12 protein-coding genes are annotated in these 14895 nt (G+C 64.6%); 1 reads left to right on the plus strand and 11 read right to left on the minus strand.

The genetic code is table 11. The features are described from left to right. Positions 1–336 precede the first annotated feature (336 nt). Both AC0L30_RS08925 and AC0L30_RS08930 read right to left on the minus strand, forming a co-directional pair. Positions 337–828: a septal ring lytic transglycosylase RlpA family protein gene (locus AC0L30_RS08925; protein ID WP_007593634.1), complete on the minus strand. Its 492-nt coding sequence runs from the start codon at positions 826–828 to the stop codon at positions 337–339. Positions 829–1063: 235 nt separating this feature from the next. Next, entirely contained in the window at positions 1064–1996 is a 933-nt protein-coding gene (locus tag AC0L30_RS08930) for a LysR substrate-binding domain-containing protein (RefSeq protein WP_473255487.1), read from the minus strand. 106 nt (positions 1997–2102) lie between these two features. On the opposite strand from AC0L30_RS08930, the gene AC0L30_RS08935 reads away from it, so the two are divergent. Beyond that, entirely contained in the window at positions 2103–3545 is a 1443-nt protein-coding gene (locus AC0L30_RS08935; RefSeq protein WP_007593635.1) for an MFS transporter, read from the plus strand. Positions 3546–3668: 123 nt separating this feature from the next. Here the strand turns inward: AC0L30_RS08935 and AC0L30_RS08940 are convergent, their stop codons facing one another. The 9 genes from AC0L30_RS08940 to AC0L30_RS08980 form a co-directional block, all read right to left on the minus strand. Then, positions 3669–4901, minus strand: a complete 1233-nt coding sequence (locus tag AC0L30_RS08940; RefSeq protein ID WP_473404139.1) for an acyl-CoA dehydrogenase family protein — start codon at positions 4899–4901, stop codon at positions 3669–3671. 187 nt (positions 4902–5088) lie between these two features. After that, positions 5089–6297, minus strand: a complete 1209-nt coding sequence (locus tag AC0L30_RS08945) for an ABC transporter substrate-binding protein (protein ID WP_473404140.1) — start codon at positions 6295–6297, stop codon at positions 5089–5091. A gap of 112 nt (positions 6298–6409) precedes the next feature. Then, complete coding sequence (locus AC0L30_RS08950) at positions 6410–6985, minus strand: HdeD family acid-resistance protein (protein WP_007593641.1); 576 nt, start codon at positions 6983–6985, stop codon at positions 6410–6412. A gap of 127 nt (positions 6986–7112) precedes the next feature. After that, complete coding sequence (locus AC0L30_RS08955; RefSeq protein WP_219684797.1) at positions 7113–8636, minus strand: FAD-dependent oxidoreductase; 1524 nt, start codon at positions 8634–8636, stop codon at positions 7113–7115. 27 nt (positions 8637–8663) lie between these two features. Further along, the gene (folE, locus tag AC0L30_RS08960; protein ID WP_007593645.1) at positions 8664–9290 is read right to left on the minus strand and encodes a GTP cyclohydrolase I FolE; all 627 of its coding nucleotides are present in this window, start codon (positions 9288–9290) and stop codon (positions 8664–8666) included. 138 nt (positions 9291–9428) lie between these two features. Then, complete coding sequence (locus AC0L30_RS08965; RefSeq protein WP_007593647.1) at positions 9429–10319, minus strand: alpha/beta fold hydrolase; 891 nt, start codon at positions 10317–10319, stop codon at positions 9429–9431. A 123-nt stretch (positions 10320–10442) separates the two neighbouring features. Then, on the minus strand, positions 10443–11270 hold the full coding sequence (locus AC0L30_RS08970; protein ID WP_007593648.1) for an HD domain-containing protein: 828 nt from the start codon (positions 11268–11270) through the stop codon (positions 10443–10445). A 216-nt stretch (positions 11271–11486) separates the two neighbouring features. Further along, positions 11487–12365, minus strand: coding sequence for a transglutaminase family protein (locus AC0L30_RS08975; protein WP_007593649.1), 879 nt, complete (start codon positions 12363–12365; stop codon positions 11487–11489). Further along, positions 12362–14887 carry a circularly permuted type 2 ATP-grasp protein gene (locus tag AC0L30_RS08980; protein ID WP_007593651.1) on the minus strand — a complete coding sequence of 842 codons (2526 nt, stop codon included), beginning with the start codon at positions 14885–14887 and terminating at the stop codon, positions 12362–12364. The genes AC0L30_RS08975 and AC0L30_RS08980 overlap by 4 nt, the downstream gene beginning before the upstream one ends. Positions 14888–14895 lie beyond the last annotated feature (8 nt).

The following is a 14895-nucleotide window of genomic DNA, read 5'->3' on the forward strand; positions in this document are numbered from 1 at the left end:
TCTCTCCAGCAAAAAACGCGAAAACAACCCCATGCACAGTAGCCGGGGACAGCGATATCAATGGCTTGGCTCTAGTCCAAATATATTCGTATTTTACGAAATGACATTTGACTCGTCGGGCAAAACACCGGCATGATGTCATCATGGCGAAGGCGCGCCGCCCGAGACCTTGGTCGTCCTGCCGAGGGAATGTACGCGCGAATTTTTCCCGCCAACGAAGCGTCGTGTCTCCACGCGTCAGGCACGCTTCCCGCCGATCGAGACAAACGCGATGAAGCCATCGAGGCGCTCGACTGTTCTGGACGGGCGTGTTGCTCGACGTTCTGATGCGACGGTTCAGCCAACCGGTCCGGGTGTCCAATCGCCGCCGGCAAGCGGCCGGACTTTTACGTCAGGAATGACCCCGCGCTCCAGGCTCGGATCGAAATGGCGCATCGTCCGCTCATTGAAGTCGATGATGCGGCCCGGCCTTAGCGGTCCCACGTCATTTATCCTGACGATGACCTTCTTGCCGACGGCCTCGACGAGGGCATATTTCGGCTTCGCGCCAAATTGGACCCCACCGAATTTCTTACGCAAGCTCGTCTTGATGGCGGCCGACCAGACCGAGGGATCATAGCGCTCGCCGGAAGCCGTCTTCGGGCCGCCCTCCTCTTTGCCGGGCTTGAACGGATTGTACATGGATGCCGCGCCAACGATCGCTTCCCCGGAAGCGGCATTGTCGGCGGCGCTTGAGTGAACCCCACCAGCTTCACATCGCGCAATAGAAACGGAAACGGCAAGCGCAACCACGGCGCCGCAAATTGCGGCGCTCGATCGAAACACCATTATATCTCCTGTGATTTTCGATTGTTCGGTTCCGATGCCGCAAATCGTTTTGCGGGTCGAGCCAACCCCTGGCTCCGGAACCGTTTGTAGGAACCCCAACGGTTCCAGCACGGCGTTTTAGTTGTCGCCGTCTAAGACAGACATTGCGTCAACAGCATGACGACGAGAGCCCCGACGAATAGCTGCGAACTGACAGTGCCGGCCCCTAACAAATCGGCAGAGGGCCGGCAAAGGACTATGCAGCCGAAATATTCCTCACGGTCGTCTCGGCCTGCTCGGCGAGCCAATTCACGAATAACTCGACGCTGCGATCGCCGATCAAATCGGCTGGCCACTGGGCAACCTGAATTTTCGTGCACTCGACTGCGGGGTAATCGGCGAGTGCGGACACGAGGCGTCCAGACGAAACCGCATCTGCCACAAGAAGTGAGCGCCCAAGTGTCACCCCGGCTCCTTCGGCCGCAGCCGACATGCACATTCCCATGTCGTCCAGCGTCAAGCTGCCAGCGGCAGCGCCCGATTTCGGCAATCCCAGGCGTCTAAACCAGGAGGGCCAACCCCAGTCGCCGGTCGCGTTGTCGCCTTTGTGGATGAGCGGCAGGGTCAGCAAGCCGTCGGGGTCCGTCAAGGGACGCCGCCGGGGCAACAGGTGCGGCGCACAGACGGGAAAAATCCGCTCCCAAAACAGCGGCAATTGAGTAGACGTCCGCCGTGCGTCTTCGCCGGCGTTCCAGACAATTCGCACGTCGAGCGGCCGCTTTGAACTGTCACCCGTCTCCAGTGGTTTGAGATCAACGTTGATCGACGGATATCGCGCCGTAAAATCTGGCAGGCGGCGGACGAGCCACCATGTTGCCAACGCCGAGCCGGCGCCCACGCGCAACGTCGTTCGGTTCGAGCGCCGCCGCACCTGAGCATCCAGCGCACCAAGCGCGTCGAGTGCTGCGGCAAGCTCTTGCCTAAGCTGCGCGCCGGCAGGTGTTATCCCGACCCCTGGATTCTGCCGCTGCAACAATGCAACCCCGAAATGGTCCTCCAGTTTTCGGATCTGATGGCTGACCGCACTCTGCGTGACGCCCAACTCCGCCGCGGCGCGCGTGAACGAGCCATGGCGGGTGACCGCGTCGAACGCGACAAGGGGCGCGAAGGGTGGCAAGCGGCGTGGCATCTCGATCTCCTCACGCCATGATACCGATTCATGAGGTTTTGAGGAACCATCATTCGACCAAAGCCCGTTGCCCGGCCATCCATGCTCCATGGAGGCCGAAACAACCATGCTCGACAAACCTCAGCACGACGATGATGAAATGCCGAGCGCCAGTTGGCTTGCCGATGACGGCCATCGCGGCAATCGCATGTCCCTGGAAACGGCGACGCTGCTTGCAGCGTGCTTGAGCGGCTCTCTGTTTCAAGTCGACCTGACGGCTCTAGCGGCTGCCTTACCCGATGTTGGCCACGATCTCGGTGCCGCTTCCGCACGAGCGGCCTGGGTCATCGACGTCTACAGCCTTGCCTTGATCTTCTGTTTGCCGATTGCAGGTAGCCTTGCCGACAGATACGGACGCGTTCAAATGTTCACCTGGGGTGCAGGGCTGTTTGGCCTGGCCTCTCTGCTGTGTGCGTGCGCCAACACGCTCGACGTTTTGCTGACATTCCGCACATTGCAAGGTATCGCCGGTGCCTGCATCACCAGCACCTCGTCTGCCCTCCTTGCTGGTGCTTACGAGGGGCCCCGACGTGCGCGGGCGTTTGGACTTTGGGGCACGATCGTCGGTGCCTCGATGGTCGCTGGCCCGCCGCTCGGATCGCTCCTGGCTGATACGATCGGGTGGCGCTGGATTTTCTGGATCAACTTGCCGCTTTGCGCCGTTTTGGTCTTCCTGGTGCTGTACAGAATTGGCAATGAGCTCGACCAGCAGCGTTCGAGCGCCAAGGTGGATTGGCTCGGTGCTGGCCTTCTTGCGACAATTTCGGCGGCGTTGGCGTTTATGTTGCTGGAAGCAGCTGCGCTTGGTGGCGTCGCCTCGGCGACGTTCCTGACGGGACTCGCCGCTTCGGGGATTGCGCTCCTCCTTTTCGTTTGGGTGGAACGCCGACATCCCAACCCGGCGTTCGATCTCAAGCTGTTCGGATCTCGGCAGTTCGTCGCGATGTGCCTCGTCCCGATGGCGGGATCGACCGGCTTCTGGTCGCTTCTCGTCTACGTGCCGCAATTGGCGCGCGGTCCGTTGGGTCTCAGTCCGTTTGAGGCGGGCTGGCTCCTGGTCGCGCTCACATTGCCGATGATGGTGTTGCCGCGCTATGGAGCGGTTTTGACGACCCGCATCCCATCACGCTCGTTCTTCTGTGGTGGTCTCGCGCTTATCGGGGTGGCTGACCTGGCCCTTGGTGCAATCTCCGGCGGAAACGTGGGGCCGGACACGCTGGTAGTGACAGTCATTGCGTTGCTCGTCAGCGGGTCAGGCTGTGCCGTGATCAACGCGCAGATCACTGCCGCCGCCGTGTCGGCGGTTCCAAGCGATCGTGCGGCGACCGCATCTGCCATCTGCGTCACGATGCGCCAAATCGGTTTCAGCTTCGGGATCGCACTTTTGGGCGCGGCCCTGCAGTTCAGTTCGAATGGCGACTATCTCGCCCCGTTTATCGTTGCAGGCGCATCGACCCTTGCTCTGACAGCCATCGTCTATTGGCTTATGGATGAGAAACCGGCTGCATAGCGGCGGGTGATCGACGGCAGTTCAGGAGCAAAAATCAAAGTGTCGGCGTTGCCGCAATCTGCTTCACCCCCATGAGCGGGCATCCGCCGTCTATGACTGCACGCCCTGGCTAAGAGCAACCACCTACCCCTCCATCACCCCGCCCCGCTTGATCAGCTCCTTCCCCACCGCAGCCAGATGCACCTGATCCGGCCCGTCGCCGATGCGGATGAAGCGGGCGTAGACATAGGCGCGGGCGAGGAACGTGTCCTGCGAGACGCCGGCGGCGCCGTGGATCTGGATGGCGCGGTCGATAACGCGGGCGGCCATGCTGGGCACCACGATCTTGGCGGCCGCAATCAGGTCGCGCGCCATCTTGTTGCCCTCGCGGTCCATCCTGTCGGCGGCTTGCAGCGTCAAGAGCCGCGCCTGCGCGATCTCGCAGAATGAATGTGCGATGTCCTCGCGCACCGAGCCCTGCTCTGCGAGCGGCTTGCCGAACGCCGTGCGGGAGACCGCGCGCTGGCACATCAATTCGAGCGCACGCTGGGCGCAGCCGATCAGCCGCATACAATGATGGATACGGCCGGGGCCGAGCCGGCCTTGCGCGATCTCGAAGCCGCGGCCCTCGCCGAGCAGGATGTTCTCTGCGGGCACGCGAACGTTCTCGTAGACGATCTCGGGATGGCCGACCGGCGCGTCGTCATAGCCGTAGGTCGGCATGTCGCGCACGATGCGCACGCCGGGCGTCGCTTTCGGCACCAGGATCATGGATTGCTGACGGTGGCGGTCGGGATCGTCAGGCGCGGTCTTGCCCATCACGATCAGGATCTCGCAATCCTCGTTCATCGCGCCGGAGGTGAACCATTTGCGGCCGTTGATGACGTAGTCGCCGCCGTCGCGCCTGATCTCGCACTGGATGTTGGTGGCATCGCTGGAGGCGACCTGCGGCTCCGTCATCGAGAAGCCGGAGCGGATGCGCCCCTCCAAAAGCGGCTTCAGCCAGCGCTCCTGCTGTGCCGGCGTGCCGTAATTGGCCAGCACCTCCATGTTGCCGACATCGGGCGCCGAGCAATTGAAGACCTCGGGCGCCCAAAGGATGCGGCCCATGATCTCCTTCACGGGCGCATATTCGAGATTGGTCAAGCCAGTGTTGTTAAGGTCTTGGCCGTGCTCGCCGGAGAGGAACAGGTTCCAGAGCCCCTGCTCGCGCGCCAGCCGCTTCAGGTCCTGAAGGACCTGCGGCGTCTTGTAGCGTGTCGCTTCCGGCTTCACCTGCTCGTAATAGAGCTCCTCGACCGGCTCGACATGCGTCCGCATGAACCGGCGGACGCGCTCTTGCAATTCCATCGAGCGGGCGGAGTGTTGAAAATCCATTCTTGATCCTCCCGTTCGCCGACCTTCGCGCCAGTATCGTAGGGTGGGCAAAGCGAAGCGTGCCCACCGCTTCTCTCGAAGCATTGATAGGTGGTGGGCACGGCGCAAGTGCGCCTTTGCCCACCCTACGATTCCGAACTCGCGGAGAGAGCTCCCTCAACCCGTTCGTCGACCTCGCGCAGTCCCCTCACGTGCCGCGCAATAGCTCGCTCGCGACGATCCAGTCATTGCCGTTGAACTGGAGCATATAGCCGTCCTTGATCGGGCGGAAATCCTGCGGCGTGGTGTTGAGCGTGATGCCGGGCATCAGCAGCGACAGCGGCACGTTCTTCAAATTGGCCGCCTGCGCCATGATGTTCTCGCGCGTCAGATTGTCCTTGCACTGCTTCAGCAAGACCACCAATGCCTCGGCAACGGTGTAGCCGTAGAGACCCGCGACGTTGTTGACGTCGGCATTGGGCAGGCGCTTCTTCATGAAGTCGATATAGGCCGTCATCGCCGGATCGTCCTTCGGCACCTCGACGAACGGCTTGAGCGAGCCGAGCGAGAGCACGCCCTTGCCGGCATCGAGGCCGGCCGGAACCATCACGGTGGCCTTGTTGGCGCAGCCCGAGGCGAGGAAGCGCGTCGCCTGCCAGCCGACCTCTTGCGCTTTCCGGATCGCCTGGGCGCAGGCACGCGGCGTCACCGAATAGATCATGAACACGTCGGCCTTGGTGTTGGCGAGCGTCAGCACCTGGGAATCGACGGTGGGGTCGGCGACCTCGAAGCTCGACGCCATCGCGATCGCCTTGTCGGCGTCGGCACCAAGCGCTTCCTTGACGCCGCGCAGATATTCCTTGCCGGCATCGTCATTCTGATAGAGCACCGCGAAGCGCGCGTTCGGGTTCTTGGCACGGGCATAGGCGACGTCGATGGCGGCCTCGCTGGTGTAGTTCGGTGCCCATGGCAGCGCCATCGACCAGGGCATGTTGGCGGGGTCGTTCCACTTCGAGGCCGAGCTGATCAGAAACAGCTGCGGCACCTTGTTGCTGTTGAGATATTTCGCGATCGCCGAGCTCGGCGCGGTGCCCATGGTCGCGAAGATGAAGGCGACGCCGTCGCCTTCGACCAGCCGCCGCGCCGCTTCCATGGTCTTCGGCGGCGAGAAGGCGTCGTCGAGCGACAGGAGATTGAGCTTGCGGCCGTTGATCCCGCCCTTCTCGTTGACCTCGTCGAAATAGGCCGAGATCACCCTGCCGGTGATGCCGAGCGGCGATGCGGGGCCGCTATAGGGCATGGTGTTGCCGATCTTGATCTCGGTGTCGCTGATGCCGGGACCGTAAGATTTCTGCGCGGAGACAGGCGTGGACAAGCAGGCAGCCAAGGCTGCAGCCAGGACCAAAGCGGCTTTCATGGTTTCTCCCCGGTGATGATCGCCGCGCTGGTCGGAAGGCGCGGCGTGCTGCTTTTTGCCAGCACGCCAGATCAGCGGAGTTCCGTGAGAGGGTCTTGCGTCGAGTTGCTGATCAGTGGCGCCGCTTCAGGCTGAAGCCCAGGCTCACCCACCCCGCGCCCGCCATGATCAGGTCGATGCCGAGAAACAGGCCGAGGATGTAGACGCTGTTCACCGGCCAACGTGCCAGGATCAACAGCCCCAGCAGCAGCGTGATGGCGCCCGAGAGCGCCACCCAGACCCATGGACTTTCACGCTTCATGCTGAAGGCGAGAAAGAGCCGGACGGCGCCGGAGGCGAGCAGCGATGCGCCCAGGAACAGAGTCAGCAACACTGCAGCAAACAGCGGGTTCTCGAAGGTGAGAAAGCCCGCGATAACATAGAGTACGCCGAGCAAGGCCCAGATCACAAACTTGCCCCAGCTTTTCATCTGGAACGCGCCGATGATTTCGGCCGCGCCCGCGACGATCATCATGGCGCCAACCACGATGACGCTCGCCACCGTCGCCATTACCACGCTGCCAAGTGCGACGAAGCCGGCGACGAGGTAGACGACTCCCAAGGCTACGATCCAGCCCCATTTGGCATGCAGGGCCGAGATCCCGGAGCCCAGGCCGGAAGGATGGGAGGTATCCGAGGCACTTGTCATGACGGTGACTCCTGCATGGAAGCCCGCGAGCACAGGCCAGTATAGCGCGCGCCGCACCGGGACAACAGCCAGCACAGCAGCCCTCGCGGCCAGCAACATTGACGCAAATCAAGACCGGATGCGCGCCTCAGCCGCGTGTTCGCTCCATCTCCAGCTCGGCCTTGAGATTGTCGAGATCCCTATAAATTGAAGCAACCGCGAGGACGCGGCCGCCCTTGCGATACTTCAGCAGGCAGTCCTTGCCGGAAATGCTGCCGTCGATCGCGATGTCGTCGAAGCTCTCGGCATGGCCGACATAGTTGATCGGTACGTCATAGTGCTGAGACCAGAAGAACGGCACGGCTTCGAAGCGCTCGCGCTTGCCGAGCATGTTGCGTGCCGCGGTCTGGCCCTGCCGCTCCGCCACGACCCAGTGCTCGACCCGGATGGTTTGCCGCGAATGCGGATCGGGCCAGCGCGCGATGTCGCCGGCCGCGAAGATACCGGCTATGCTGGTCTCCAGATATTCGCTGACGCTGACGCCCCGGTCGGCCGCAAGTCCCGCTTGCTCGGCGAGCGCGAGGCGCGGCTTGACGCCGATGCCGACCACGACCAGGTCGGCCTCGATCACGCCGCCGCTATTCAACGTGGCGCGCGTGCCGTCCAGCTTCTCCACCGTCTCCTTGAGATGGAAGTTGACGCCGTTCTCCTCATGCAGCGCGCGCACGAAGTCGCCCATCTCGGGACCGAGCACCTTCTGCATCGGCCGTTCGTCCGGCGCGACCACGTGCACCTCGATCTTGCGTGCCCGCAAGGAGGCCGCAACTTCGAGGCCGATGAAGCTGGCGCCGATTACCAGCGCGCGCTTGGCGCTGGCGGCCGCCTTGATGATGGCGCGGCTGTCGGCGACGGAGCGCACCGTGTAGACATGAGGCTGGTCGGCACCCGGAATCTGCAATCTGACCGGCTCGGCGCCGGTCGCGAGCAGCAGCCGATCGAACGGCAGCCTGTCGCCGTTGCCCAGCGTCACGCTGCGCGTCTTCGCCTCGATCGCGGCGACATTCGTGTTGAGCCTGAGATCGATGCCGGCGTCCCGATAGTAGTCCTCGCCCCGCAGCGGCAGCCAATCCTCCGGCGCGTTGCCCGCGAGGTAATCCTTGGAGAGATTGGGCCGGTCCACCGGCATCGCGCTGTCATTGCTAAGCATGGTGATGGCGCCGGCAAAGCCCTCGCGACGGAGCGTCTCCGCCGCCGCGAAACCCGCCGCGCCGCCGCCGATGATAACGAATTTTTCCGGCGTTGGCGCTGTCCGATGAGGCGCCGGAGGCTTCGGCATCTCGCGCTTGCGCTCAACGATGATCTTGTCCTGATCGCGCGAGACCTCCCACACCGCCAGCGCATTCAGCGCCGGCGGACGGGTCGCCTCGCCTGACCGCAAGGAGAAGCAGGCGTGGTGCCAGGGACAGCGGATGGTGTCGCCAACCACCAGTCCTTCGGCGAGCGGGCCGTGATAGTGGCTGCAGGCCGGCTCGATCGCAAAGATCTCGCTGCCGGCCTGCACCAGCAGGACGTCTTCCTCGCCGACATGGCCGAGCAATTTGCCGCCCTTGAACGCGGCGAGCGTCACGCCCCTGCTCAGGTCGGGCCCGCTTGGCTTCTTGTCCTCAGTCATGGCGTTGCCTCCTTGGGTCGCCGCGGATCAATCGTCCGAATTGGCCAGCCCCAGCAGCTCCTGGCGTGTCAACGCATTGTCGCGGAACACGCCGAGCATGCGGCTGGTGACGAGATCGGTCCCGGGCTTGTGCGCGCCGCGCGTGGTCATGCAGTGATGCGTTGCCTTGATGATGACCCCGACGCCTTCGGGCCTCAGCACATCGTTGATGGTGTTGGCGATCTGTGCGGTCATCTTCTCCTGGATCTGAAGCCGCTTGGCGTAGATGTCGACGAGACGCGCGAGCTTGGAGATGCCGACGACGCGCCCTTGCGGGATATAAGCGACCCAGGCGCGGCCGACGATCGGTGCCATGTGGTGCTCGCAATGGCTTTCGAAGCGAACACCGCGCAGAACGATCATCTCGTCATAGCCTTCGATCTCCTCAAACGTCTTTTGCAGGATTTCGGTCGGATCCTGCGCATAGCCGGAGAAATACTCCTCGAAGGCGCGGGCGACCCGGCCCGGCGTATCGCGCAGACCGTCGCGCGCGGGATCATCGCCGGCCCAGCGGATCATGGTCCGGATCGCCTGCTCGACCTCCGCCCTCTCAGGCCGCTCGCTCGGCGCCTGCGCGACCGCGACACGTTCCAGCCTGCGCGTTTGCGTCTTCATCGAAAACCTCCCCTGCAACGAACCGCATACAGAAAGCGGCCCCACAGCTTGGACGGCTGCGATTGGAAAAGGTTCCCGGGATCAGGAAAAATCGGAAGCTGCGAGAGCGGCAAGACAGTGGGGACGAGAAACCCGGCTCTATGAGGCCGCTTTCCGCACATCGAGCACGGCCTGCGCCCATTCGGCCGGCCGCTCCTGCGGCAAATTGTGGCCGGCCCTTGCAAAGACGCGCCGCTCGAAAAAGCCCTCGAATTTGCCTGCATGGTGCGCCGTGCCGGAATTGACGCCGTCGCTGTCGCCATCGATCGCGATGGTCGGCACCCGGACCGGCGGCTGGGCGGCGAGCTTCGCCTCGATCGCGGCATAGGCGGGATCGCCCGCGACCAGCGCGTAACGATGTCGATAGGAGTGGATCACGACATCGACGAAATCAGGATTGTCGAACGACATTGCGCTGGTCTCGAACGTCGCATCGTCGAACGCCCATGTCGGCGACCACATCGACCAGAGCTGGCGCGCAAAACCGCGCCGGTTGCGCTCCAGCGCGCGGCGGCCGCGCTCGTTGTGGAAGAGATATTGATACCAGAGCGCCGCCTCCTCCGGTGGCGAAGCCGGCTCCATCGAACGCGCGATGTTCTGGATGTTGTAGGAATTGCCCGAGACGAGCGCGATCACGCGCTCCGGATGCAGCACCGAGACCACGCAGGCCGCGCGCCCGCCCCAGTCGTAACCGCCGACCACCGCGCGCGAGATTCCAAGCGCATCCATGAAGGCCAGCAGATCGGCGCCAAGCGCCGCCTGCTCGCCGGAGCGCAACGTCGCAGCGGAGCGGAATCGCGTCGGCCCGTAGCCGCGGAGCCAGGGCACCAGCACCCGCGCGCCCGCTTGCGCGATGATCGGCGCGGTCTCGGCATAGGCGTTCACGTCGTAGGGAAAGCCGTGACCCATGATGCAGGGCCAGCCGTCCGGCGCGCCGTATTCACGATAGGCAATGTCGAGGATATCGGTGGCGATTGTTTTTTGTTGCATGATCGACTGACCGATTTGCAATGTCGTAGCCCGCATGCAGCGAAGCGGAATGCGGGGCGGTGCGTCCGCAGCGACAGGTTTCCCGGATTGCGCTTCGCTCCATCCGGGCTACGAGAGTCCGCCCTACTTCTGCGGCCCGGACAACGTGATGTCGCGTTCGGCGCGGAACACGTTGCTGTAGAGGTTGGCGATCCACTGCCGACCGATCTCGGTCTTGTTGAGGTAGCCGATCTCGGTCTGAATGTGCGGTGCGACGCTATTCCAATAGAACTGCGGATAGCGGTTCACGATATCGGCCGGCGAATCGTAACCGAGCTGGCGGTTCATGCCGACTTCTTCGAATTCGTAATAGAGCGCGTTGGCCTTGCGCAGATAGTTGGGGTCGCCGAGTTGCCCGATGAAATCGGCAGCGCGCAGGATCGAGGCGTCGTCGTCGTATTCCTGCCCTTCGCGGGCCGGGAAGCGGGTTCCCTCGATGGCGCGGGCGACGCGCTCGCTGTCCACGCCCCGAACTTGCGGCAGCCGCCGCCGTACAAAAAGCTTCGAGCGATCGACGTGATACATCATCAGGCTGGCATCCGAAGCGCCACGCGGCAGCGCCACCTTGGTGCCGGAATCATCGATGATGAAACCGTCTTCATCATCCTCCGGAAACAGACCGCGGACATAGCCGATGTCGTGCGCAAGGCATGCGATCAGAACGTTGATGTAGTCCTCAGCCGCAAGATGCGTGTGGAGATTACGTCCCATCAGGATCGCCTGAGCGGCCAGCGTCACCAACATCGTGTGCTCGATGTTGTGATAGAGTGCGTCGCTGTTGCCGATGCATTCCATCGCCGTCCGAGTCGAGCCTTCCAGCACTCTGGCGTAGGACTCGTCGTACCGACGACGCATGAACGATCCCAGCAACTTCTCCAGGGTCTCCGCCGCCAGTTTCGGTAACGTGATCATGGATGCAGCCCCGCTTGTCGGTGGTGTTCCACGCCAACTCCCGACGTCTCATTCATGTCCTCGACGCAAAGGCCAGCTTAGCCCAACTTGGGCCGACTGGCCAAACCCGGGAACGAAAATACGGAAATATGTTGCGGTTGTGCCCCGCGATATCGCGATTGCGGTGCCGGCCCGACACACCCGAGCTGGGCGTCGCGGGCACGGCAGGACCCGTAATCATTCCACCAGAAGCACGTCGACGGCGACGTCGAGCTTCTGCTTCGGCGAGCCGACGATGATGCCGTCGACCGGCGAAACGTCGGAAAAGTCGCGGCCGACCGCGAGCACGATATGATCGCCAGCAACCATAAGATCGTTGGTCGGATCGAAATCGACCCAGCCAAGCTCCTCCCCGCACCACAGCGACACCCAGGCATGGGTAGCGTCGGCGCCCTGCAGGCGCGGCTGGCCCGCCGGCGGAATGGTGCGCAGATATCCGCTGACATAGGCCGCGGGCAGGCCCAGCCCGCGCAAGCCCGCAATCATCACATGGGCAAAATCCTGACAGACGCCATGGCGCTTGACGAAGACCTCGTCAAGCGGCGTCGAGATCACCGTCGCTTTGGGGTCGTAGCGAAATTCGGTGCGGATGCGATGCATCAGATCGACCGCCCCGGCGAGGATGGCTGCGCCGGGCGCGAAGCTTTCCGCCGCATAGGCGCTGACCGGTCCCAGCACCGGGACCAGCGGGCTCGCAAAGACATAGCCGACCGGCGATGACGGCCCGAGGCTCGTCGCCTCGAAGGCGATGTCGCGAATGTTCTCCCAGGTCGGGCTGGCAGCGGCGCGCGCCGGCGGCTGGCGCGACACCTTGACGCGAGAGCGGGAATCGATACGCAAAGTGCGATGCGCGGCCTCGATCACGACGCTCTCGGTCAGGGTGCCGAAGAAATCGCGCCGGACGCTACGCTCCGCGGGGCGCGGACGAATCTCGACCTTATGCGAGATCAGCTCCTGGCCATGGCCGCTCCCCGGCTCCAACCGCAGCGTGCAGCGGGCGAAGCTGACCGGACTCTCGTATTCGTAGGTGGTGACGTGGCGGATATCGTAGATCACGCCAGCCCCGTCAGTTTTTCCGGGCGGCTGGCATTGGGGCCGTGCGGGAAATAGTGCTGCCCGACTGCCTCGGCGAGGCTGAGCAGATCCTGCTCCAGGGCGAACAGCGTCTTGACCTCGAGCTTCTCGGCCTCCGCGGTCGCGAGCATCGCCTGCATCGCGACCGCAAGCCGCTGCGGCTTCTCGATCAGGCCATGCTCCTTCAGGCTCGGCAGTGCGGCGATGTGCTCGTTCAGCGCCGTCACCTGGAACGCCACCGAACGCGGATTGTAGCTGTCGAGCACGGCGAGGTCCCGCACCGGCGCCAGGATCGGCGCCAGCAGATAGCGCGAGCGGTAGGTGATCTGGCAATCCACCAGCGTGAGCAGGATATCGAGATCCTCGTCGCCGGCTTCGTCATAGGCAAACTGCCGGGCAAAACGCGTGGTGTTGATGGCGCGCTCGGTGCGGCGGCCGATATCGAGGAAGCGCCAGCCGGCGGCGCGGTTCATGTTCTCATGCGCAAGGCCGGCAAAGCTCGCGAGCTCCTGCAGGGTCAGCTCGGCCGCGCTCAGCACGCTGTCGTCGTCCTCGACCTCAAAGGCCAGCCGCTCGGTCATCTCGGTGATGACCTGCCAGGCATCGGGCGACAGCCGCTCGCGCAAGGAGGTCGCCGTGCGCTGGGCCGCGCGGACCAGCGACAGTGCCGAGCCGAAACGCTCCGGGCTCTGCAGCGCCTCGGCGACGATGCGGCCGGGCGCCGCGCGCGAGGTCTGCGAGATCGCGCCCCAGGTCACCAGCAGGCGCTGGATACGCTCGGCCGATTGCAGCGACGCCGCGGTGCCCTTGTTGGGCCCGCTCGGCGAGCCCAGCGCCCGCACCAGCCGCAGCGTCGCCTCGGCGCGTTCGAGATAGCGGCCGAGCCAGAACAGATTGTCGGCGGCGCGACTCGGCAGCACGCCGGCGATACGGCGGATGCGCACCTTGTCGACCGCAGGCAGCAGCGTCGCGGTCGAGACCTGCTTGTCCGAGACCACCCAGACGTCGGCGGAACGCGCGCCGTCGCCCATCGACACCGCGCGCGCATCCGGCTGCTCGGCGATCCGGCAGAAGCCGCCGGGCATGATGGCCCAGCCGTCGGGAGTTGCGGCCGCGAACACGCGCAGCACGAAGGGGCGCGGGGTGATCTGCCCCTGCTCCCACACCGGCATGGTCGAGAGCCGCACCACCTCCTGGCCGACATAGTCCATGCCGCGCGCGCTGATTGCGTCGATCAGGCGCTGGCGTTCGGCCGCATCGAGCTCGCTCGCGAGCACGGGGCCATTGCTGTCGAAGCCGGGAACGCCGCGGCGATAGGCCCCCTCGATCGCGACCCGGTCGAGCCGCGACAACACCTCGTCGCGCGCCGAGCGCTGGCCGCACCACCAGGTCGCGATGTGCGGCATCTTCAGCTCCTCACCGAGCAGGCGGCGGCTGAGCGCCGGCAGGAAGCCGAGCATCGCGCGCGCCTCCAGGACGCCCGAGCCCGGCATGTTGGCGACGACGACGCCGTCCTTGCGCAGCACGTCGATCAGGCCGGGCACGCCGAGCCGCGAGGAGGCATCGAGTTCGAGCGGATCGAGCGAATTGGAATCGACGCGGCGCAGCAGCACGTCGAGGCGCTTGAGGCCCGCAACCGTGCGGATGTGGATATGGTTGTCGCTGACGGCGAGATCGTCGCCCTCGACCAGCAGGAAGCCGAGATAGCGCGCCAGCGTCGCGTGCTCGAAATAGGTCTCGCTGAAACTGCCCGGCGTCAGCACGCCGATCCGCGGCTCGTCGCGGTCGGCGCGCGCCCGAAGACTGTCGCGAAAGGCCTCGAAGAACGGCGCGACGCGCGGCACGTTCATCGACTTGTAGAGATCCGAGAAGGCGCGCGAGAGCACCAGGCGGTTCTCCAGCGCATAGCCCGCGCCCGACGGCGCCTGCGTGCGGTCGCCGAGCACCCACCAGCGGCCGTCGGGCCCGCGGCCGACATCGGCGGCATAGAGCGAGAGATAGCGCCCGCCCGGCGGCGGCACGCCGCAGACGGGGCGGAGATATTCGGGGCTCCCGGCGATCGCGGCCGCCGGCAGCGCGCCTTCGGCGACGAGGCGGCCCTCGCCATAGATGTCGCGCAGCACGAGCTCGAGCAGCTCGGCGCGCTGGGTGATGCCGTCGGACAGCTGCTTCCAGTCGGCCTCGTCGATCAGCAGCGGCAGATGGCTGATCGACCAGGGCCGGTCGGCGCTCTCGCCGGGCGCGCGATAGGTGACGCCGGCCTCGCGGAGATGACGGTCGGCCATGCCGAACCGCCGCTCGACCTCGTCGGGCGCGAGCCCGCCGAAGGCATCGAAGAAGCGGCTCCAGACGGCGCGGGGCTTGCCGTCCGGGCCGAGAAACTCGTCGGGGATGCCGGGAAGGCGCTTATAGTCGCGGACCCATTGCGCAAAACGGCGCTGGCCTTCACGTTGACCTTGCGCCTTACCCGCCTTGTCGTCCTCTTCGGCTGCGCCCTCGGCCATGCGCCTCT

The organism is Bradyrhizobium sp. MI1.11 (assembly GCF_055811255.1).